The organism is Amycolatopsis tucumanensis (genome assembly GCF_021654135.1).
Classification (GTDB): domain Bacteria; phylum Actinomycetota; class Actinomycetes; order Mycobacteriales; family Pseudonocardiaceae; genus Amycolatopsis_E; species Amycolatopsis_E tucumanensis.
In genome coordinates this window covers 88,564-108,000 of the sequence record NZ_JAKGSD010000025.1, presented here as the reverse complement: position 1 = coordinate 108,000, position 19,437 = coordinate 88,564, and the positions used below count along the sequence as shown (strand labels likewise).

Here is a 19,437-nt window from a genome sequence, read left to right as displayed (position 1 = left end):
CGGGTGGGTGATGACGGGGTGTGGCGGGTCGGCGCGTTCGCCCAGGCCTGCAGCCCCTTCGGCGGGATGGATGGCAGGGCGGTGGGCTGACCGCGCGGGGTGGTGCGGGTTTGGTCACCGCCGGGCGGTGGCGGTCGGGCAAGCCCGCGGGCGGTCGGTGACCTGGCGTGATCAGCCGAGCGTGTCGATCAGGACGAACGTGTCCGGGGGCAGGTGGGTGGCCGTGGCGTCGCCCCACGAGAGCAGCACCTGGCTCGCCGGTTCGCCCAGGTCGGCGGCCTCGGGGCCGAAGTTGCACACCAGCCGCAGGGCGCCGCGGTCGACGGTCAGCAGCGGGCCGTCCGCGCGGACCTCGAACCGGTCCAGCCAGGGGTCCGCCAGCTCCGGCCGGGACCGGCGCAACGCGATCAGCGACCGGTACAGGTCGAGCACCTCGCGGTGCCCCTCCTTGCCCGGCTCGGACCAGTCCAGCCGCGAGCGCTCCACCGTCGCCGGGTCCATCGGGTCCGGCACCTCGGCCTCGCCCCAGCCGTGGCGGGCGAACTCGCGGCGGCGGCCCGTCCGGACGGCCTCGGCCAGCTCCGGGTCCGGGAACGACGCGAAGAACTGCCACGGCGTGCGCGCTGCCCACTCCTCGCCCATGAACACCATCGGCGTGTACGGCGAGCAGAACACGATCGCCGCGCCGCAGGCCAGGCGCCCGAGCGGCACCGAAGCGGACAACCGGTCGCCGGTGGCCCGGTTGCCGATCTGGTCGTGGTTCTGCAGGTAGATCAGGAACCGGTGCCCGGGCACCGTCCGCGTGTCGACCGGCCGCCCGTGCGTCCGCTCCCGGAACGACGACCACGTGCCGGCGTGGAAGAACGCCTGCCGCAGCGTCCTCTCCAGTGCCCCGAGCGCGCCGAAGTCGGCGTAGTACCCGCTGGTCTCCCCGGACAGCGTCACGTGCAGCGCGTGATGCAGGTCGTCGCACCACTGGGCGTGCAGCCCGTACCCGCCGCCCTCGCGCGCGGTGACCAGCCGCGGGTCGTTGAGGTCGGACTCGGCGATCAGCGTCAGCGGCCGCCGCACCGCCGCCGACAGCGCCTCCACCTCCACCGCCAGCTCCTCCAGCAGGTGCGTGGCCCGCCGGTCGCTCAGCGCGTGCACCGCGTCCAGCCGCAACGCGTCGACGTGGAAGTCGCGCAGCCAGCCGAGCGCGTTGTCCAGCACGTACCTGCGGACCTCGTCGGAGCCCTCGCCGTCCAGGTTGAGCCCTGGACCCCAGTCGTTGCTGCCTGCGAAGTACGGACCGAACCGGTCCAGGTACGCCCCGGACGGCCCGAGGTGGTTGTAGACGACGTCGAGCACCACGGCCAGGCCGCGCGCGTGGCAGGCGTCGACGAACCGCTTGAACCCGTCGGGCCCGCCGTAGGGCTCGTGCGCCGCGCCCCACAGCACACCGTCGTAGCCCCAGCCGTCGGTGCCGTCGAACGAGTTGACCGGCAGCACCTCGACGAACGTGACGCCGAGGTCGACGAGGTGGTCCAGCCGCCCGATCGCCGCGTCGAAGGTGCCCTCCGGGGTGAACGTGCCGACGTGCAGCTCGTAGATCACGCCGCCGGGCAGCGCCCGCCCGGTCCACGACCCGTCGGTCCAGTCGAACGCGGAGTGGTCGTAGATCCGCGACGGCCCGTGCACGCCCTGGGGCTGCCACGACGACCGCGGGTCGGGAAGCGCCTTCTCGTCGTCGTCGAGCACGAACGCGTAGTCGGCGCCCGGCGGCGCGGGCACGTCGGAGAACCACCAGCCGCCGCCACCGGCCGTCATCTCGTGATCGGCGCCGCCGGTGCGCACGCGCACTCGCGAGACGGCGGGCGCCCACACCCGGAAGGTCATGACTCTCCTCGGACCAGCAACGCGACCGGATAACGCGCGAGCATTTCCGACAGCTCGCCGGTGACCGCCGCGCCGGTGATCGCGTCCGTCCACTCACCGGCGGGCAGCGGCAGCACCGTGCCGCGCCAGCCGCCGCTCTCGGCCAGCCCGACGGGCAGCCGGGTGGCCACCGTGATCAGCCCGGTGCGCTCGAAGGCGACCACGTGCGCCGCGGCCGGGCCCTCGGCGTGCAGGCGGCGGTAGCCGGTGAACAGCTCGGGGGAGTCCCGGCGCAGGGTCAGCGCCCGGTGCACGACGAGCAGCTTCGCCGCGCCGGAGGAGTCGACCGGCGGCAGCCACCCGCCCTCGATCTCCTCCAGCAGCGCGGCCCGCAGCGCGTAGTCGACCGGCCGCCGGTTGTCCGGGTCGACCAGCGAGAAGTCCCACAGCTCGGTGCCCTGGTAGACGTCCGGCACGCCGGGTGCGGTGAGCTGGATCAGCTTCTGCGCCAAGGAGTTCGACCACCCCGGTTCACGCACCCGCGCCACGAACGACTCGACCTCGGCCGCCAGGTCCGCGTCGCCGAGGACCTCGTCCGGCCACGCCGCGACCGCTTTCTCGAACTCCTCGTCGTGGTCGGTCCAGGTGGTGCGGAGCTTGCTCTCCTTGGCCGCCTTGTCCAGGTAGTCCCGCAGCCGCTCCGGCGTGATCGGCCAGGCGCCCACCAGCGTCTGCCAGGCCAGCAGGTTCAACGACGGCTCGTCGATACCGCGCCGTCCGGTCCACCGCCGGACCGCGTCGGCGAACTCGCCGGGCACCTCCGACAGCACCGCCAGCCGCGCCCGCACGTCCTCGGACCGCTTGGTGTCGTGCGTGGTCAGGGTGGTCATCGCCGCGGGCCAGCCTGCCTCGCGGGCGGCGGCCATCGCGTGGAAGGCGTCCACGGAGGCGCCGAAGTCGTTGGGGGAGCCGCCGACCTCGTTGAGCGCGGCGAAGCGCGTGTAGCGGTAGAAGGTGGTGTCCTCGGTGCCCTTGGCCACCACCATCCCGGAGGTCTGCTGGATGCGGGTGGCCAGCTCGCCGTGCGGGTCCTCCCGCACCTGGAAGTCCAGCGCGTCGATCGCCTCGGACAGGTCGGGGCGCGCCGCGCGGGCAGCGGCGATCGCGGCCGCCCAGTGCGCCTCGCCCTCGGGCAGGTAGGACCGGTACACCGGGAACGCGACCATCGTCTCGGCCACCGCTCCCTGCGCCGCCTCCGGCTCCACGCCGCGCACCAGCGCGGCGATCCGGCGCACCTCGGCCACCAGGATGCGGTCGGTCACCAGCCGCCGGGCCCTGTCCTCGACCTCGTGGTAGTCCACCGGCTGGCCCAGCGACCGCGCCAGCTCGGTCAGCGGCGCCTCGCCCGCCGGGTCGACGAACAGCCCGGTGATCTCGCGCAGCGCGTCATAGCCGGTGGTGCCGTCGACCGGCCAGCTCTGCGGCAGGTCCTCGCCCGGGTGCAGGATCTTCTCCACCACGAGCCACGCCTCCGGCGCGCCCGCGCGCAGCATCCGCATGTAGCCGCCGGGGTCGGCGAGGCCGTCCGGGTGGTCCACGCGCAGGCCGGTGACGTCGCCCTCGGCGACCCAGCGCAGCACCTCGCCGTGGGTGGCGTGGAAGACGTCGGGCAGCTCGACCCGCACCGCGGCGAGCGTGGTGATGTCGAAGAAGCGGCGGTAGTTCAGCTCCGCGTTGCCCCGCCGCCAGCCCACCAGCTCGTAGTGCTGCCGCGCGTGCACCTCCTGCGGGCTGCCCTCGCCGGTGCCCGGCGCGATCGGGAACCGGTGCTCGTAGTAGACGAGTTCGTCGCCGTCGACCCGCAGCTCCGCCACGTCGGCGTCGTCGCCGAGGACGGGCAGCAGCACCTTGCCGCGCCGCCAGTCGATGTCGAAGTAGTCGGCGTGCGCCGAGCCGGGGCCGTTCCGCAGCACGTCCCACCACCACGGGTTGGCCTTCGCGACCTCGACCGCCATGTGGTTGGGCACGATGTCCACGACGAACCCGAGCCCCGCGTCCCGCAGCCGCTTCGCCAGCTCCCGCCGCGCGTCCTCGCCGCCCAGCTCCGGCCGCGCCCGCGTCGGGTCGACCACGTCGTAGCCGTGGGTGGACCCCGGCGTCGCGTCCAGCACCGGGGAGGCGTACAGCGCGCCGACGCCGAGCTTGCGCAGGTACGGGATGCGGTCGGCGGCGTCGGCGAAGGTGAACTCCGGGCGCAGCTGGACCCGGTAGGTGGCGGGGGGTCTCATGCGTCCACCCGCTGCAGCACCACGAGCGAACGAGCGGGCAGGTTCATCGTGCCGCCGGCGGCCACCGGCTCACCCGGCTCCTCCGCGACCGTCCCGGCCTCGGTGTCGACCACCACCGCCCAGCCCGCGCCGTAGTCGGCGTTCGGCAGGGTCAGTTCGATGTCCTCGTAGTGCGCGTTGAACGCCAGCAGGAACGAGTCGTCGGTGACCTTCATGCCGCGCGGGTCGAGGTCGTTGATGCCCTCGCCGTTGAGGAACGCGACGATGGCCTTGCCGAAGCCGTCGTCCCAGTTCTGCTCCTTCATCTCCTCGCCGGAGGGCGTGAACCAGGCGATGTCGCGCAGCTCCTCGCCCTTGCCGATCGGCTTCCCGGCGAAGAAGCGGCGGCGCCGGAACACCGGGTGCTTCTTGCGGAACGCGGTCAGCGCGGCGGTGAACTCGACCTGGTCGGCGTTGGCCTTGGCGAGCGACCAGTCCATCCAGGAGATCTCGTTGTCCTGGCAGTAGACGTTGTTGTTGCCCTGCTGGGTGCGGCCCATCTCGTCGCCGTGCAGCAGCATCGGCACGCCCTGCGACAGCAGCAGGGTGGCGAGCATGTTGCGGCGCTGCTTGGCCCGCAGCGCCAGCACCTCTTCGTCGTCGGTCTCGCCCTCGACGCCGCAGTTCCACGAGCGGTTGTCGTCGGCGCCGTCCCGGCCGTCCTCGCCGTTGGCCTCGTTGTGCTTGTTGTTGTAGGACACCAGGTCCTGCAACGTGAAGCCGTCGTGCGCGGTGACGAAGTTGATCGAGGCGTACGGGCGGCGGCCGTCGTCCTGGTACAGGTCGGACGATCCGGTGAGCCGGGAGGCGAACTCGCCGAGCGTGGCGGGCTCGCCGCGCCAGAAGTCCCGCACGGTGTCCCGGTACTGGCCGTTCCACTCCGTCCACAGTGGAGGGAAGTTGCCGACCTGGTAGCCGCCCGGCCCGACGTCCCACGGCTCGGCGATCAGCTTGACCCGGCTCACCGTCGGGTCCTGCTGCACCAGGTCGAAGAACGTGGACAGCCGGTCGACGTCGTAGAACTCGCGGGCCAGGGTGGCCGCGAGGTCGAAGCGGAACCCGTCGACGTGCATCTCGGTGACCCAGTACCGCAGCGAGTCCATGATGAGCTGCAGCGTGTGCGGGTTGCGCACGTTGAGCGAGTTGCCGGTGCCGGTGTAGTCCATGTAGTACTGCGGCTCGTCCTCGACCAGCCGGTAGTAGGCCTGGTTGTCGATGCCGCGCATGGACAGCGTCGGGCCGAGGTGGTTGCCCTCGGCGGTGTGGTTGTAGACGACGTCGAGGATGACCTCGATGCCTGCCTCGTGCAGGGCCTTGACCATGCCCTTGAACTCCTGCACCTGGCCGGCCTGCTCGGGCAGCGCCGCGTAGCCCTCGTGCGGGGCGAAGAAGCCGATCGTGTTGTAGCCCCAGTAGTTGCGCAGGCCCTTCTCGGCCAGGCCGTGGTCGGTGATGAACTGGTGCACCGGCATCAGTTCGATCGCCGTGACGCCGAGCTTCGTGAGGTGGTCGATCACCGCGGGGTGTGCGAGCCCGGCGTAGGTGCCGCGCAGCCGCGAGGGCACCTCCGGGTGGTTCATCGTGAGGCCGCGGACGTGCGCCTCGTAGATCACCGTCTCGTTGTACGGCGTGCGCGGCGGCCGGTCGTCACCCCAGTCGAAGAACGGGTTGACCACCACCGCGTGCGGGACGTGCGCCGCGGAGTCCGCGTCGTTGCGCTCGTCCGGCGAGCCGAACGGGTAGGCGAACAGCGCCTCGTCCCAGTCGACGTGTCCGGCGATCGCCTTGGCGTACGGGTCGATCAGCAGCTTGTTCGGGTTGCAGCGCAGGCCGCGTGACGGGTCGTACTCGCCGTGCACGCGGTAGCCGTAGCGCTGGCCGGGGCCGACGCCGAGCAGGTACCCGTGGTGGACGAAACCGTCGACCTCGGTCAGGCGGTGCCGCTCCTCGGTGCCGTCCTCGTTGACCAGGCACAGCTCGACGTGATCCGCGACTTCCGAGAAGACGGCGAAGTTGGTGCCCACACCGTCGTAGGTGGCACCCAGCGGGTAGGGCAATCCGGGCCAGGGCGGCACAGGTTCTCCTCTTTGCGTTCGCGAGCCGTGTTCCGACGTGTGCCCAATCTAGCGGTCTTCAAGCACTTCGCCCGGTGAACGGGCGCGCGGCGCGCAATTCCTTCACGAAGTGGCGCAGTCGTGCGTCCGCGAAGAACTCCTCCACGGTGACGGGCAAGGGAATCCGCCAGTTCGGGTACTCGTCCGTCGTGCCGGGCAGGTTGGGCTGCCGCACCTCGCCGACCACGTCGGCGGGCGCGGTCAGCAGCAGCCGCGACGCCGCGGACGCGAGCAGGGTGTGCAACGCCGCCACCGGGTCGTCGTCCGGGATGCCCTGCGCCCGCGCGAAGGCGAGCAGGTCGGCGCGCTCGGTCTCCGCGGCGGCTCGTTCCTCCTCCGGCGGCCCGTCGAGCAGTCCCAGCTCGGCCCGCACCCGCACGTGCTCGCCGGCGAGCCAGCCTGCGACGGTCGGCAGGTCGTGCGTGGTGATGCTCGCCATCGCGTCGGCGTCCCACTCCGCGGGCGGGACGAACGGGTGGCCGGGCGAGTCGTAGTCGCGCTGGAACCACAGCACCGCGGAGCTGAGCACCCCGCGCTCGTGCAGGGTCTTGGTCACCGCGGCCTCGACCGTGCCCAGGTCCTCGCCCACGACGACCGCGCCCGCGCGGTGCGCCTCCAGCGCCAGGATGCCGAGCATCGCCTCGGCGTCGTAGTGCACGTAGGTGCCGCGTGACGGCGGCTCGCCCGGCGGGATCCACCACAGCCGCCACAACCCGGCGACGTGGTCGATCCGGATGCCGTCGGCGTGCCGCAGGACGCCGCGGATCACGTCGCGGAACGGCGCGTAACCGAGTTCGGCGAGCCGGTCCGGGCGGAACGGCGGCAGGTTCCAGTCCTGGCCCTGCTGGCTGAAGGCGTCCGGCGGCGCGCCGACGGTCACCCGCGCGGCGAACGCGTCGCCCAGCGCCCAGGTGTCCGCGCCGCCCGGGTGCACGCCGACCGGCAGGTCGTGCACGATGCCCACCGGCATGGCGGCGGCCGCCTCGCGGGCGCGGCCGAGCTGGTCCTCGCACAGCTGCTGCAGCCAGCCGTGGAAGGCGATCCGGTCGGCCAGCTCCGCGCGGGCGGCGGCGACCTCCGGGCCGTGCGGGTCGCGCAGCGGCTCCGGCCACTCGCGCCAGTCCGGGCCGTGCCGTTCGGCCAGCGCGCAAAAGGTCGCGAAGTCGTGCACGGCGTCCTCCAGCGGCGCCGGCTCGTGCAGCGGCCACAGCAGTTCCAGTGCGGCCAGCTTGGCGCTCCAGACCGCGTCGTAGTCGATCAGGTCCGTGTTGTCCGGCCGCAGGGCCAGCACCCGGGCACGCAGGTCCTCGTCCGCGCGCGCGAACTCGGGCGTGTCGGTGATCCGGAGGTAGAGCGGGTTGGCGTAGCGGCGGCTCGCCGGCGAGTACGGCGAGCGCTCGACCGGGTGAACCGGGCTGATCGCCTGCACCGGGTTGACCAGCAGCACGCCGGCGCCCAGCTCGGCGGCCGAGCGGCGGGCGAACTCCGCCAGGTCGCCGAAGTCCCCGGCGCCCCACGACCGCTCCGAGCGCAGCGCGTAGAGCTGCAGCATCCAGCCCCAGGCCGGGGGCACCTCGGGCAGGCGGTGCGGCACGACGGCGAGGACCACGTCCTGCTCGGCGGTCTCGATGCGGTGCCAGCCCAGCGGCAGATCGGCGGGAAGCATCCGGCCGATCTCCCGGCGGGTGCCGTCCTCCAAATGCAGGACAGCGGGCCCGCCCGCGTCGTGTTCGGTACCTTCTCGCAGCACGAGCGTCGGGGGCAGCACCGTGGCCGCCCGGCGTTCGCGGACCGCGGCCAGCTCGCGGCGGATCGCGTCCGGCCCGGAGGCGTCCACCCCGAACTGGGCGAGAACGGCGACGACGACGTCCGGCTCGACCTCGACCTCGCGTTGCTCGGCGTTCTCGTACCGGGTGGCCACTCCGTAAGCGTGCGCGAGGGCGGTCAGGTCGGTTTCCACCCGTTCAGGATCCCGGTCCCGGCCGGGGGCCGCCACACGACGAGACGAGGAGAACGCATGGGGCGCTGGGCCGATCACGCGATCTGGTGGCACGTCTACCCGCTCGGCTTCACCGGCGCGCCCGCCGGGGCGCTCCCGGCAGGCAGCGAGCCGCAGCACCGGCTCCGGCGGCTGGAGAACTGGCTCGACTACGCCGTTGAACTGGGCTGTTCCGGTCTGATGCTGGGGCCGGTGTTCGCCTCCGAGACCCACGGCTACGACACGGTCGACCACTTCCGGATCGACCCGCGGCTGGGCGACGACGCCGATTTCGACCGCCTGGTCGCCGCCGCGCACGGCCGCGGACTGCGGATCGTGCTGGACGGTGTTTTCAACCACGTTTCGCGCGCCTTCGGGCATCCGGAGTGGTTCCGCCGCGAGGGCGCGGACCACGCGGTGTTCGAGGGGCACGCGCACCTGGTGGCGCTGGACCACGCCCAGCCTGCGGTCGCGGACTACGTGGCGCGGGTGCTGGACCACTGGCTCGGCCGCGGCGTGTCCGGCTGGCGGCTGGACGCGGCGTACGCGGTGCGGCCGGAGTTCTGGGCGCGGGTGCTGCCCGGGGTGCGGCGGCGGCACCCGGACGCGTGGTTCGCCGGCGAGGTGCTGCACGGCGACTACGCCTCCTACGTGGCGCGCGGCGGGCTGGACACGGTGACGCAGTACGAGCTGTGGAAGGCGATCTGGAGCTCGCTGCACGACGGGAACTTCTTCGAGCTGTCCTGGGCGCTGAAGCGGCACGACGAGCTGATGGGGTCGTTCGTGCCGCAGACCTTCGTCGGCAACCACGACGTCACGCGGCTGGCGAGCCGCCTGACCGACGAGCGGCACCTGGCGCACGCGCTGGCGGTGCTGTTCACGGTCGGCGGCGTGCCCAGCGTCTACTACGGCGACGAGCAGGCCTTCCGCGGCGTCAAGGAGGAACGGGAGGGCGGCGACGACGAGATCCGCCCGGAGTTCCCGTCCGACGCGGGGCAGCTCGCGCCCTACGGCTGGCCGGTGTACCGCCTGCACCAGCGGCTGATCGGGCTGCGGCGGCGGAACGCGTGGCTGGTGCGGGCGCGGACGGAGGTCGAGCACCTGACGAACCGGGCGATGGCGTTCCGCTCCCGCTCCGGCGACGAGGAGATCCTGACGCTGCTGAACACCAGCGACGACGCGTACCGGTTCCCGGTGGACATCGACGGGCTGCGGGTGCTCGACTCGTCCTCACCGGACGGGAAAGCGCCGCTGCCGACCCTGCCGCCGCACGGGTGGGCGGTGCTGGGCCGGGCGTCTCAGTAGTAGATCGGGCCCGGCATGCCGCCGCCGGCCGGGATGGCGTCGCCGGTGATCGCCGCGCTGCGCGGGGAGGCGAGGAACGTGACGACGTCGGCGACCTCGGCCGCGGTGACCATCCGCCCGATCGCGCTGCCGCGCCCGAGCAGTGCCTCGGCCTCCGCGGCGGTCACGCCACGGGCGCGCGCGACGTCCTCGATCATCGCCGGGGTTCGTTCGGTGAAGGTCAGCCCGGGGTGCACGACCGTCACGTTGATCCCGTGCGGGCCGAGTTCGTCGGCGAGGTTCTTGGTCAGGGCGGCCACGCTCACGTTGCGGATCGAGCCGAACGGGCTGCCGGTGCGGCGCGCGTTGAGGCCGGAGACGTTCACGATCCGGCCCCAGCCGCGCTCGGCCATGTGCGGTGCGACGGCGCGCGCGAACCGGAGGTAGCCGAGCACCTTCGTCTCGATCTCGGCCCGCAGGTCGTCGTCCTCGAGAGCGGCGAGCGCGGTGGGTTTCGTGGGGTCGGCGGGTTGTGCCGCGGAGTTGACCAGGACGTCCACCCCGCCGAACTCCTCGACGGTGCGCGCGACCGCGGCGCGCACGGCCTCGTCGTCGGTGACGTCCGCGGGCACGGACAGCGTGTTCCCGCCGATCCGGGCGCGTGCTTCCGCGAGTACCCCCGCGTCGCGGGCGACGATCGCCACGTCGGCGCCTTCGGCGGTCAGCGCCTGCGCGACCGCGAACCCGATGCCCCGGCTGCCGCCGGTGACGATGGCCTTCTTCCCGCCCAGCCCGAGATCCATTCCCGGATTGAAGCAGAGCCGCGGACGCCGGGGCGGGGACTGTCCCGAAGGGGCGCTCAGGCGGTCTCTTCGGGGCGGCGCCGCTCGATCATGGTGTCCGGAGCCGACTCGGGAACCTCGGTGCGCAGGTCGGAGTCGCGCAGGACTTCGCGTGCCTGCGCCTCCGGGTCGGCGCTGCCGGCGTGTTCCTCTTCGGGCAGCAGGGTCGAGCGCGTCTCCGCGCGGTCGTCCACCGCGTTGCGCTCGTCGAACACCCGCGGCCGGTCGAGGTCGTGCTCGGCGCGGACGCGGTCCTCCTCGGCGGGCGACATCTCGGTGGCGCCCAGATCCAGTGGTTCCTCGTTGCGCGGTGTCACGCGGGTGGGCTACCCGATCACCGCGCCCGCCACACCCCGCGCGGCCCGGCGCCCGGGCCGCGCGGGAGTTCCGTCAGCGGATCCGCTGCTCGGTGGCGGCCTGCGCGGCCGCGGTGATCTGCACGGTGGCGAGCACGTTGTCCTGACCCGGGTCCTGCGTGCACTGGGAGTCGAAGGTGCCGAGGCCGGTGTCGGAGCCGTCGGCCTTCTTCGGGTGCAGGGTCAGCAGCAGGTCGCCGACCGTCACGGTCGCCTCGCCGGGCTGGGTGAAGGTCAGCGACGGCGTGGTGCCGGTCGCGGTGACGTCGAAGGCGCCGGAGGCGGGGATCGCGGTCGGCGGGATCGTGGTCGGGACGGTGACCGGCAGGGTCGCCTCGGGGGCGGCGACCGTGGCGGAGGCCTGCGCGGTGCCCTCCACCGTCTTGGCGCCGACCAGGTTCAGGCCGGCCGTGGCGGTCGAGGACACGGTGGCGACGGCCTCGATGCCGAACTCGGGCGTCGGCTGGCCGACGGTCGCGGTGGCCGGGATGTCGGCGTTGATCACGACGCTGATCGGCTGGTTGCCGATGAGCGGGAACGGGCAGGTGTAGGTCAGCGTCAGCGTGGCCGGGTCGGCGGCGCTGGTGCCCGCGCCGGCGAGCAGGCCGGCCGCGGCGGAAACCGCCAGTACCGATCCGGAGACGATTCCGCCGGCGATTCTCTTCCGATTCATGCACATCTCCATTGATAATCGCAGAAAAGGATTACTGATGAGTAATCTAATGACGTGAAATTGCTCCGGCAAGGTTGTCCGGAAAACTTGTCACCGATTGCAGGGGTTTCCGCGGGGAAGTTGGCATCTCTGCCGAAAGGCCCACGGAGCTGCGGGTTTCCCGGTGGCACTCACGTGGCTGACAAGTATCGATTCGCTCCGCTGGCACCCCGCTCACAAGTTTTGACACCCCATTCACAAGATCACTACGGTTCCGTTGTGACCCAAACACTCGCGTCCCTGCCGCAGTTCCTGGCGACCTGGGCGCGCCGGGATCCGGACGCCCGCGCGGTGTCCGACGGCACCCGCTCGCTCACCTGGGACGAGCTGGACCGGCGGGTGACGTCGGTGGCCGCGTGGCTGCGGCGGTTCAGCTTCGACGGCGTGCGTGCCGCGATCCTGGCCGACGAGGGCGTGGACTGGGTCGTCGGCTTCCTCGCCACCCTGCGTGCCGGGCTGGTCGCGGTGCCCGCCTTCGCGCCGGGGCGCGACGACGCCTGGCTCGCCGCGACGGTCATCGACGCCGCGCCGGAGATCGTGCTGACCACGGGGGAGAAGCTGCTCGACGTCCGCGCCCTCTTGGACGCCGCCGGTGTCGAGGTGTGGCGGATCGTCGCGATCGACACGGTGCCCGGCGATCTGTCCGACCTGGACGAGCCGGATCCCGCGGACGTCGCCTGCCTGTGCTACACCTCCGACTCGGTGGGCGTGGTGATCACCCACGCCGGGCTCGTCGACAGCGCCGCGCGCACCGCCGGGGCGCTGCGCCTGGGCGACCGGGCGTCGGTGGTCGTCAACTGGCTGCCGCTGTGCCAGATGGGGCTGCCGTTCGCGGTGGCCGCGCCGGTGTTCGCCGGGTGCCCGTCGGTGCACCTGCCGACCGATCGCGTGCGGGAGCGGCCGGAGATCTGGCTGCGCGCGCTCGCGGCGAACCCGGGCGCGGTGACGGCGGCGGGGAACTCGTTCCTGGCGCGCTGCGCGGTGCCGGACGGGCTGGACCTCAGCGGCGTCCGGGCGGTGCTGGACGTGGGCGAACCGGCGCGGCACCGGGCGGTGCTGCCCGGGTCCGGCCTGCGTCCCGACGCGCACCGGGCCGCCTACGGGCTGCTGGAGGCCACCGGCCTGGTGTCCGTCGGGGACGGTCCGGTGTCCAGCGGGCGGCCCGGCCGCACCGTCGCGATCGTCGACCCGGTCACGCGCCGGTCGCTGCCTGCCGGCGCGGTGGGGGAGATCTGGGTGACCGGGCCGACGGTGGCGCGCGGGTACTGGCGCCGGCCGGCGGCGTCGGCGGAGACGTTCTGCGCGCTGTTGCGCGACGAGGCCGACGCGGGGGAGCCTGGCTGGTGGCTGCGGACCGGGGACGTCGGCTTCCTGTCCGGCGGCGAGCTGACCGTACTGGGGCGGCTGGAGAACCGGTTGCCCGCCGGGGCGGTCCAGGCGGAAGCGGTGGAGGCGACGATCGAACGGGTCGTGCCCGAACTGCTGCCCGGCTCGACGGTCGTGTTCGCCGTCGAGGCCGAGGTCGTGGTGCTCGCCGAGGCGCCTGGCCCACTGACCTGCGCGGCGGCCGTCGAGCAGGCCGTCGCGGACGGATACGGCCTGCGGGTGCGCGACGTGCACGTGGGCCTGCCGGGAACGCTGCCCCGGACGGTTGCGGGCAAATTGGCGCGTGCCGCCTGTCGGGAGGCGTACCTGGCGAGCGCGCCGGCCGTTTCCTAGGCGCTGTCCGGGAAGTTTCCGGTAGCCGTCGCCACGGCGCAGCAGATCCCGCGTCGCCACGGCCTGCCACCACAGGCCCCTGCGAACCCAAGCCAAGGCGAGGTCGGACGCTTCCACCGCATCCTGCTCGAGGAGCACCCTCGGCAGCCGCGGAACCAACCCCACCGAACAAAACACCTAGCTGCGCTGGTGTGAGGTGGTGAAGGGGTAGGCCGGCCGGAGTGATCGTCGACGGCGCCACATCGACGTGCACCAGCTCGCCCGGCTGGTCCCGCTCGTAGCGGCGGATCTGCTCGCCAGCCTCGGCATTCGATAACGAACCAGGATGCGGTGCGTGGTCGACCAGCAACCGCCGCCACTTCGTCAGCCGGGCATTACGGTGAGACACGACGACCCCGTATGTGCGGGAAAGGTGTCAAGCACCTTCACCCCGCACTAGGGCGCGGCCTCGAGGACGAAGAACAGGAACGCGGTCTTCGTCGACAGTGATTCGAAGTCGCCGGGGAAGAGGTCGCGGGCGGCCGGGTCGGGCTGCGGCTCGACGAGCGCGGTGAGGCGGAACCCGGCGTCGGTGAAGGCGCCGGTCATCGCGTGCAGCGGGCGGCGCCAGAACCGCATCGGCACGGTCTGACCGCCGAAGGTCCACTCGAAGGAATAGCTGGTGGTCGCGAAGTAGTCGGGCCGGGGCTCCTGGATCGTGTAGGCGACGAACGGGTGGTCCACCGACGCGATCAAGCGGCCGCCGGGCCGGAGCACCCGCCGCAGCTCGGACAGCGCCGGTTTCCAGTCCTCCAGGTAGTGCAGCACCAGGGAGGCGACCACGTCGTCGAACGCGCCGTCGGCGAACGGCAGGGGGTCGTTGAGGTCCGCGAGGCGGAGCGGCACGTCCTCACCGAGGCGCCGCCTGGCCAGCGCCAGCATCCCGGCGCTGGCGTCGATGCCGGTGACCTCCGCGCCGCGGTCGCGCAGCGCGGCGGTCAGGGGCCCGGCGCCGCAGCCCGCGTCCAGGATCCGGCGGCCCGTCACGTCCCCGGCGAGGGACAGCATCGCCGGCCGCTCGTAGTACGCGTTCAGCAGGCTGTTCTCGTTCTCGGCCGCGTAGGCCTCGGCGAAGCTGTCGTAGTCGTTCACCCGGTTCATGCCGCGGGCGTCAGCAGTTCCGTCGCCCGCAGCGCGATTTCCAGCCGCAGCCGGTGTTCCGGGTCGTTCAGCCGCTCGCCGAACAGTTCCTCGATCCGCCGCATCCGGTAGCGCACCGTCTGCGGGTGCACGCCCAGCCGCTCGGCCATCTCCGGCGCGCTCCCGCTGGACTGCAGCCACGCCAGCAGCGTCTGCCCGAGCCGCGCGCGCTGCTTGTCCGTCAGCCCCTGCAGCGGCTCGAGGCACGCGTCCCGCAACTGTCCGATCAGGAACTCGTCCGCCAGCAGCCACAGCGTGGCCAGGTGGTCGTCGGCGTGCAGCACCGGCTCCCGCGGGAGGATGCGCCGCACGCTCAAGTCCATCGTCCGGCGCGCCCAGCGCAGCGACACCGCCGCCTCCGCCAGCGGCACCCGCGGCCCGATCGCGACGCGCCAGCCGCGCAGCGCGGCCTCCAGGCCCTCCGGCGGCGCGGCCGCGAGCAGGCACGGCTGCGGGCTCTCCAGATCCGCCAGCACCTCGGCGGGCAGCGCGGGCGGCGGCAGCCGGTGCTGGTCGCGCCGCGGCTCCAGCGCCATCGCGACCACCTTGTCCGGCACGTGCCACCCGGCGGCCGCGGCCAGCCCCTCGACGGCCTGCGGCGCGGGCGCGGGTTCGGACAGGACCAGGCCGAGAAGCTGCCTGCGCTGCCGGGCCCGGGTGCCCGCCGCCCGCGCCTGCGCGGCGCGGTAGCCCTGCACGGACAGCGCGGAGATCTCGTCCACATAGGCCAGCACCGCTTCGGCGCCGGTGTAGAGGAGGTCGGACGGCAGCCCCTTCGCCTGGCCGACCTTGGCGATGTAGCGCCACGCGGCCAGCCCGCCGACGCGGTAGGCGGTCTGGATCTGGTCCAGCGGACGCCCCTCGCTGTACTCGATGCGGCCGAGGTGCCGGAACACGCCGATCCAGTTGTCCTGGGACACCGCCGGGTTGCCGATGTTGTCCAGGCAGTGCCCGACCGCCTCCCGCACCCCGCGCACGATGACCTCGCCGAACGGCCCCTCCAGCGGACGGGCGTACTCCGGCACCGCCCGCTGGATCTCGGCCAGGATGACCCGCGTGAGCGCGTCCGCGTGCGGGCGGAACACCGCGGCCAGCTCGCGTGGCAGCGACGCCCACAGCGTGCTCGCGCGGCCGTGCGCCGGAGCCTCACCGGGCGGGCGGCGCGGGTGCGGCGGCCGCGGCGGCGCGGTGCGTCCGGGCCGGACGTCGGCATCGATCGTCATGTCAACCCCTGCTCGGGAAACCGCAGCACTGCGGTGGGTGGAGAACTTCGCGGCCGGCCCCGTGCTCGTGGCCCGCTCGCGGAGCCAACATGGCATCACCCGGGTCGCATTGGCAAGAACCGTTGACACACTCCGAATTCCTGCGCCACCCGTTCGGGTGACGAGTGTCGAGACGGGTGACACCCGGAGGAGGCCCCGTTCGCGCGCGCCTCACAAAGTCCCCTCCTCGGCGCCGAGTTGCCTGCGCAGCACCAGGTGCAGCCCGAACCGCGTGTCCGCGTCGTCCAGCCGGTCGCCGAACAGCTCGCGCAACTGGTGCAACCGCGCCCGCACGGTCTGCGGGTGCACCTGCAGTCGGCGCGCGATCTCCGGCGCGCCGCCCCGGGTTTCCAGCCACGCCAGCAGGGTTTCGCCCAGTCGCGCGCGTTGCCTGCCGCTCACCGAGTCCAGCGGGGCCAGGTACTTCGCGTGCAGCCGGTCGGCCAGGAAGTCCTGCGAGCGCAACCAGATCGCGTCGAGGTGCTCGGCGCACCACACGACGTCCCCGGGCAGGGCGAGCCCGCGCCGGGCCAGCCGGTGCGCGGCCGGGGCCAGCACGAGCGGAACCGGGGGCGACACCGCGGCACGCGCGGATTTTTCCCAGTTGCCAGACAGGATCCCGACCGTCCGTTGCGGACTGGGCGTGATCAGGCAGGGGCGGTCGCCGTCCAGATCGGCGAGGACCTCGTCGTCGAGGACGTCGGACGGCAGGCCCTCGGCGTGTTCGAGGGCGATCACGGCGACCCGTTCGGGCACCACCCACCCCGCGTCCTCGGCCGGGCCCTCCAGACACGGCTGCGGCTCGGCGAGGACCAGCGTGGCCAGGCGGCGACGGCGCGCCTCGGCTCCGGACGGCTGCCGCGCCTCCTGGAACCCTTCGAGCGCCGTCGCGGACAGCTCGTCGACGAACGCGAAGATCGCCTCGGCAGCGGTGGTGAGGGTCTGCGAACCCGCGCCGAGGTCACGCAGCACCGGGGTCAGGTACTGCCAGGCGACCCGGCCGCCGATGCGCACCGCGGCCTGCAGGGCGTCGAGCGTGCGGCCCTCGTCGAACTCGCGCCGCCCGCGCCGCCGGAACTGGCGGACCCACTCGCTGTGGTCCGGGTGCGGGTTGCCGATGCACTGGAAGCAGTGCCGGACCGCCACCTCGATGCCCTCGGCCAGCGCGCGGCCGAACCGGCCTTCCGGCGGCCCGGAGTACTCCGGCACCTCCCGCCGCACCTCGCGGACGATCGCCTCGGCCAGTGGACGGGTGTGCGGCTCCAGCGCCACCGCGAGCCGTCTCGGTGTGGCCGCCAGGGCCTGCGCACTGCGGTAGTCCGGCACTTCCGCCCCCTTGACGCGCCGCAACAAAAACCTGAAGCCGACTCGCGTTCTTGCTGGTCAGCGACCCGGCCGGACGATGCTACCGCCTGGTAGCCAGAGCGGACAGTAACCCTCGGCACTCGATCGGCGACAAACCGGGCGGCGAGGGGAGCTGTGCATGACCAAGCGGCTGGTGATCTGCTGCGACGGGACCTGGAACACGCCGGACCAGCCGGCGCCGACCAACGTGTCGCGGGTGGCGCTGGCGGTCGCGCCGGCCGACGGGGCCGGGCGCGAACAGCGGATGTTCTACCACCCAGGCGTCGGGACGCGGCCCGGCGAGCGCCTGTGGGGCGGGGCGTTCGGGTTCGGGCTGTCCCGCAACGTGCGCGAGGCCTACCGGTTCCTGGTCCGGACCTTCGAGCCGGGGGACGAGCTGTTCCTGTTCGGGTTCAGCCGCGGCGCCTACACCGCGCGCAGCCTCGCCGGCCTGGTGCGCAACTGCGGCATCCTGCGGCCCGAGCACGAGGACCGGATCGGCGAGGCGTACGCGCTCTACCGCGCTCGCGGGTCGAAGACGCACCCGCGCTCGGCCGCGGCGGAGCTGTTCCGCCGGTCGTACTCGCGCGAAACGCGGATCCGGTTCCTCGGCGTGTGGGACACCGTCGGCTCGCTCGGCATCCCGCTGTCCGGGCTGCGGCTGGTCAACCTCGTCAACCGGCGCTGGCAGTTCCACGACACGGAGCTGAGCTCCAGCGTCGACGCGGCGTACCACGCGCTGGCGATCGACGAGCACCGCCCGCCGTTCCGGCCCGCGCTGTGGCAGCCGCGCGCGGACACGATCGGGCAGCGCGTCGAGCAGGTCTGGTTCGCCGGGGTGCACTCCGACGTCGGCGGCGGCTACCCGGACCGCGCACTGGCCGACATCAGTCTCCTGTGGATGGTCGAGCGGGCGCGGGCGCACGGGCTGGCCTTCGAACCGGGCGCGTTCGCCGCCGCGGAGCTGGACCCGCTCGGCCGGGCGCACGAGTCGCGCACGGGGTTCTACAAGCTGATGCCCCGGCACGTGCGGCCGCTGGGCACGTCGTCGCACGAGTACGCGGCGTCGAGCGCCGTGGAGCGGCAGGCGCTGGTCGCGGGGTACGCCCCGAACCTCGACGCCTACCTCTCCGAGGGCGGCGCGGTGCTCCCCGTCCGCAGCGACGAGGGAGAGCGCTTCCCGGCGGCCAGCCCGGAGCCGGAACCCGCCTGAGGCGGAGGTCGGGGGTGCGGGAAACCTTGCCAGGGCGCGGAAGGCGCGAATCGGTGGTGAGGCCTCGCGCCGCTTCGCCGGTCAGCCGCGGGTCAGGCCCTGCGCGGCGGCGCCGCGGCTGAGGACCACCTCGTCGGTCCGCGCGAGGGCTTCCTCGGCGCGTGCCCGGTCCAGTGCGGGGTCGTCGGCGGTGCGCAGCCGGATCGGCGGGCCGAGGTCGATCACCGTCGGCACGTACTCGGCGCGGTCCACCGTCCAGCGGTCGCCCGACCGCGTGAAGTGGAACCGGCCGATCAGCCCCTCCTCGGTGGTGCCGCGCGGCTCCGAGTGCCTGGCGATCGAATTGCCCAGCCCGTAGGCGACCCACTTGCCGCCGATCTTCTCCATCGGCTGCACGACGTGCGCGTGGTGCCCGATGATCAGGTCCACCGCCGGGTCGGCCAGCACCCGCTGCGCGATCTGCCGCTGCGAGGCCGTCGGCTCGTGCTGGTACTCCGTGCCCCAGTGCAGGCTGGCGATCACCACCTGCGCCCCGGCCGCCCGCGTCGCCCGCGCTTCAGCCAGCACCGCGTCCGCGTCGAGGGTGTTGGACACCCACTGCTTGCCGCCGGGCAGTTTCTTGCCGTTGAACCCGAACGTGTACGACACGTGCCCGACCTTCACGCCACGCACGTCCAGCACCAGCGGCGTGCGGGCCTCCTGCTCGGTCCGGGCGGAGCCGGTGTGCCGGATGCCGGCCTCGTCCAGCTCGTCCAGCGTCCGGTTCACGCCGTCGGTGCCGGTGTCGATCGTGTGGTTCGACGCGGTCGAGCAGTCGTCGTACCCGGTGTCGGCCAGCGCGTCGGCGATCTCCGGCGGCGCGCTGAACTCCGGGTAGCCCTGGAACGGGCCCTCCTCGGGGGCGAGCGGCGTCTCCAGGTGGCACACCGCCAGGTCCGCGGAGCTGATGTCGTCCCGGATCCCGGCCAGCAGCGGCCGGTAGTCGCGGGTCCCGCCGCCGTCGGCGACCGCCTGATCGGTCAGCGCGGGGTGGATCAGCACGTCCCCGGTCGCCGCCACGGTGAACCCCGGGTCGGCGGACGGCGCGGCCGCGGCCGGGGCGTCCGGCTGCGGCGGGGCGTCTTCGTCCGGCGCGAAGCAGGCGGCGAGCAGCGCGCCCGCCGTCAAGCCCGCGAGAACCAGACGGATGCGCATGGTTCCCGATCCTGCCAGAGGGCCACTCTCGGTGCGGCTCCGCACCGAGAGTGGCC

Annotated in this window: 14 protein-coding genes; 3 read left to right on the top strand and 11 right to left on the bottom strand. The window is 73.1% G+C overall.

The features are described from left to right. Positions 1–171: 171 nt before the first annotated feature. Genes treZ through malQ form a run of 4 tightly spaced genes read right to left on the bottom strand, consistent with a single transcriptional unit; the run spans position 172 to position 8,258 of the window. On the bottom strand, positions 172–1,878 hold the full coding sequence (gene treZ / locus L2C96_RS24065) for a malto-oligosyltrehalose trehalohydrolase (protein WP_237337864.1): 1,707 nt from the start codon (positions 1,876–1,878) through the stop codon (positions 172–174). Beyond that, a complete protein-coding gene (gene treY / locus L2C96_RS24060; RefSeq protein WP_237337863.1) occupies positions 1,875–4,145 on the bottom strand; it encodes a malto-oligosyltrehalose synthase in 2,271 nt (756 codons plus the stop codon). The genes treZ and treY overlap by 4 nt, the downstream gene beginning before the upstream one ends. Further along, the gene (glgX, locus tag L2C96_RS24055) at positions 4,142–6,259 is read right to left on the bottom strand and encodes a glycogen debranching protein GlgX (RefSeq protein ID WP_027936239.1); all 2,118 of its coding nucleotides are present in this window, start codon (positions 6,257–6,259) and stop codon (positions 4,142–4,144) included. The genes treY and glgX overlap by 4 nt, the downstream gene beginning before the upstream one ends. Before the next feature lie 58 nt (positions 6,260–6,317). Continuing rightward, positions 6,318–8,258: a 4-alpha-glucanotransferase gene (malQ, locus tag L2C96_RS24050; RefSeq protein ID WP_237337862.1), complete on the bottom strand. Its 1,941-nt coding sequence runs from the start codon at positions 8,256–8,258 to the stop codon at positions 6,318–6,320. 57 nt (positions 8,259–8,315) lie between these two features. On the opposite strand from malQ, the gene L2C96_RS24045 reads away from it, so the two are divergent. Beyond that, the gene (locus tag L2C96_RS24045) at positions 8,316–9,581 is read left to right on the top strand and encodes an alpha-amylase family protein (protein ID WP_237337861.1); all 1,266 of its coding nucleotides are present in this window, start codon (positions 8,316–8,318) and stop codon (positions 9,579–9,581) included. Here the strand turns inward: L2C96_RS24045 and L2C96_RS24040 are convergent. The 3 genes from L2C96_RS24040 to L2C96_RS24030 form a co-directional block, all read right to left on the bottom strand. Continuing rightward, positions 9,575–10,363, bottom strand: a complete 789-nt coding sequence (locus L2C96_RS24040) for an SDR family NAD(P)-dependent oxidoreductase (RefSeq protein WP_237337860.1) — start codon at positions 10,361–10,363, stop codon at positions 9,575–9,577. The genes L2C96_RS24045 and L2C96_RS24040 overlap by 7 nt on opposite strands. 56 nt (positions 10,364–10,419) lie before the next feature. Next, positions 10,420–10,719 carry a hypothetical protein gene (locus L2C96_RS24035; RefSeq protein WP_237337859.1) on the bottom strand — a complete coding sequence of 100 codons (300 nt, stop codon included), beginning with the start codon at positions 10,717–10,719 and terminating at the stop codon, positions 10,420–10,422. A 73-nt stretch (positions 10,720–10,792) separates the two neighbouring features. Beyond that, complete coding sequence (locus tag L2C96_RS24030; RefSeq protein WP_237337858.1) at positions 10,793–11,431, bottom strand: DUF6801 domain-containing protein; 639 nt, start codon at positions 11,429–11,431, stop codon at positions 10,793–10,795. A 258-nt stretch (positions 11,432–11,689) separates the two neighbouring features. On the opposite strand from L2C96_RS24030, the gene L2C96_RS24025 reads away from it, so the two are divergent. Further along, positions 11,690–13,189 (top strand): AMP-binding protein, encoded by a 1,500-nt coding sequence (locus tag L2C96_RS24025; protein WP_237337857.1) that lies wholly within the window; start codon positions 11,690–11,692, stop codon positions 13,187–13,189. 435 nt (positions 13,190–13,624) lie between these two features. Here the strand turns inward: L2C96_RS24025 and L2C96_RS24020 are convergent, their stop codons facing one another. The 3 genes from L2C96_RS24020 to L2C96_RS24010 form a co-directional block, all read right to left on the bottom strand. Further along, positions 13,625–14,329 (bottom strand): class I SAM-dependent methyltransferase, encoded by a 705-nt coding sequence (locus tag L2C96_RS24020; protein ID WP_237337856.1) that lies wholly within the window; start codon positions 14,327–14,329, stop codon positions 13,625–13,627. Further along, positions 14,326–15,591 (bottom strand): PucR family transcriptional regulator, encoded by a 1,266-nt coding sequence (locus L2C96_RS24015; RefSeq protein WP_237337855.1) that lies wholly within the window; start codon positions 15,589–15,591, stop codon positions 14,326–14,328. Before L2C96_RS24015 ends, L2C96_RS24020 begins: the two co-directional genes overlap by 4 nt. A gap of 210 nt (positions 15,592–15,801) precedes the next feature. Beyond that, entirely contained in the window at positions 15,802–16,956 is a 1,155-nt protein-coding gene (locus L2C96_RS24010) for a PucR family transcriptional regulator (protein WP_237337854.1), read from the bottom strand. 157 nt (positions 16,957–17,113) lie between these two features. On the opposite strand from L2C96_RS24010, the gene L2C96_RS24005 reads away from it, so the two are divergent. Continuing rightward, positions 17,114–18,187 carry a T6SS phospholipase effector Tle1-like catalytic domain-containing protein gene (locus tag L2C96_RS24005; RefSeq protein ID WP_237337853.1) on the top strand — a complete coding sequence of 358 codons (1,074 nt, stop codon included), beginning with the start codon at positions 17,114–17,116 and terminating at the stop codon, positions 18,185–18,187. 81 nt (positions 18,188–18,268) lie between these two features. Here L2C96_RS24005 and L2C96_RS24000 read toward each other — a convergent pair whose 3' ends face one another. Continuing rightward, positions 18,269–19,381, bottom strand: a complete 1,113-nt coding sequence (locus L2C96_RS24000; protein WP_237337852.1) for a CapA family protein — start codon at positions 19,379–19,381, stop codon at positions 18,269–18,271. Positions 19,382–19,437: the final 56 nt, after the last annotated feature.

What these genes read in the sequence shown, in the direction of transcription:
- treZ (WP_237337864.1), bottom strand. Translation starts at nt 1,878, where the DNA reads ATGACCTTCCGGGTGTGGGCGCCCGCCGTCTCGCGAGTGCGCGTGCGC.
- L2C96_RS24015 (WP_237337855.1), bottom strand. Translation starts at nt 15,591, where the DNA reads ATGACGATCGATGCCGACGTCCGGCCCGGACGCACCGCGCCGCCGCGG.
- L2C96_RS24005 (WP_237337853.1), top strand. Translation starts at nt 17,114, where the DNA reads ATGACCAAGCGGCTGGTGATCTGCTGCGACGGGACCTGGAACACGCCG.
- L2C96_RS24045 (WP_237337861.1), top strand. Translation starts at nt 8,316, where the DNA reads ATGGGGCGCTGGGCCGATCACGCGATCTGGTGGCACGTCTACCCGCTC.
- L2C96_RS24000 (WP_237337852.1), bottom strand. Translation starts at nt 19,381, where the DNA reads ATGCGCATCCGTCTGGTTCTCGCGGGCTTGACGGCGGGCGCGCTGCTC.
- L2C96_RS24020 (WP_237337856.1), bottom strand. Translation starts at nt 14,329, where the DNA reads ATGAACCGGGTGAACGACTACGACAGCTTCGCCGAGGCCTACGCGGCC.
- treY (WP_237337863.1), bottom strand. Translation starts at nt 4,145, where the DNA reads ATGAGACCCCCCGCCACCTACCGGGTCCAGCTGCGCCCGGAGTTCACC.
- L2C96_RS24040 (WP_237337860.1), bottom strand. Translation starts at nt 10,363, where the DNA reads ATGGATCTCGGGCTGGGCGGGAAGAAGGCCATCGTCACCGGCGGCAGC.
- L2C96_RS24030 (WP_237337858.1), bottom strand. Translation starts at nt 11,431, where the DNA reads ATGAATCGGAAGAGAATCGCCGGCGGAATCGTCTCCGGATCGGTACTG.